Here is a 1,359-nt window from a genome sequence, read left to right on the forward strand (position 1 = left end):
GAGCAGGGGAGACCCCATCTGCCTCAATCCTCCGCCTTGCAGCTGCACGCACCCAGCCCCGCTCCTTCTCCCACCCCCCATTTGCCGGTCGGTCTAATCCGGCCCCGTCCGTGGACCGGGGGAATCAAGCCCTTGGCCCCCCGGCTTCGACAGCCACCCGTCGATGCCGGCCAGGAGCTCCGTCCGTACCGTGGCCGGCGCTGCGGAGCCGCGTACCGACTGCCTGGCCAGTTCCGCCAGCTCCTCGTCCGTGAACGCGTGGTGGCGCCGTACGAGGTCGTACTGCGCGGCCAGCCGGGAGCCGAAGAGCAGCGGATCGTCCGCACCCAGCGCCATCGGCACCCCGGCTTCGAACAGATTGCGCAGGGGAACGTCGCCGGGCTTCTCGTAGACGCCCAGCGCCACGTTCGACGCCGGGCACACCTCGCAGGTCACCCCGCGCTCCGCCAGCCTGCGCAGCAGCCGCGGGTCCTCGGCGGCCCGTACGCCGTGCCCGATCCGGGCCGCGTCCAGATCGTCCAGGCAGTCCCGCACGCTCGAAGGGCCGGCCAGCTCGCCGCCGTGCGGGGCCGCCAGCAGACCGCCGTCGCGGGCGATGGCGAAGGCCCGGTCGAAATCCCGGGCCATCCCGCGGCGCTCGTCGTTGGAGAGCCCGAATCCGACGACGCCCCGGTCCACGTACCGCACCGCGAGCCGGGCCAGCGTCCGGGCGTCCAGGGGATGCTTCATCCGATTCGCCGCGATCACCACCCGGATCGGCAGACCGGTCTCGCGCGACGCGCCGTCCACCGCGTCCAGGATGATCTCGATCGCCGGGATCAGCCCGCCGAGCAGCGGGGCGTACGACGTGGGATCGACCTGGATCTCCAGCCAGCCGGAGCCGTCCGCGACGTCCTCCTGGGCCGTCTCGCGCACGAGCCGCTGGATGTCCTCGGGGGTCCTCAGGCAGGACCGGGCGATGTCGTAGAGCCGCTGGAAGCGGAACCATCCGCGCTCGTCCGTGGCGCGCAGCCTGGGCGGCTCGCCGCCGGTCAGGGCCTCCGGCAGATGCACGCCGTACTTGTCGGCGAGTTCGAGCAGGGTCGTGGGCCGCATCGACCCGGTGAAATGCAAGTGCAGGTGGGCCTTGGGCAACAGCCGGACGTCACGATCCATGTCCGATCACCTTCTGTAGCTGTTACGCTCCGCGCTGTGCCGAAAGGCGTCGGGCAGGGCTTGTCCGTCATGCGGCCAATAGTCGACCACATGAGAAGCCCCCTCTTGTAGGACTCCGTTGGGAAATCCGCAAAGCGGCGGTCTTGATCGCGGTTCAGGCGGCGAGTTCGAGGCGGGCCAGGTGAGAGGTCCTGGTTCCGCCGA

The 1,359-nt window shown here is 70.6% G+C and carries 1 protein-coding gene; it reads right to left on the reverse strand.

Going from position 1 to position 1,359, the window contains the following annotated elements; translation table 11 throughout:
• Positions 1–93: 93 nt before the first annotated feature.
• Positions 94–1,155 (reverse strand): adenosine deaminase, encoded by a 1,062-nt coding sequence (locus ABTZ94_RS37570; RefSeq protein ID WP_351207959.1) that lies wholly within the window; start codon positions 1,153–1,155, stop codon positions 94–96.
• Positions 1,156–1,359: the final 204 nt, after the last annotated feature.

This window comes from Streptomyces sp. NPDC002785 (assembly GCF_040295565.1).
Taxonomy (GTDB): Bacteria; Actinomycetota; Actinomycetes; order Streptomycetales; family Streptomycetaceae; genus Streptomyces.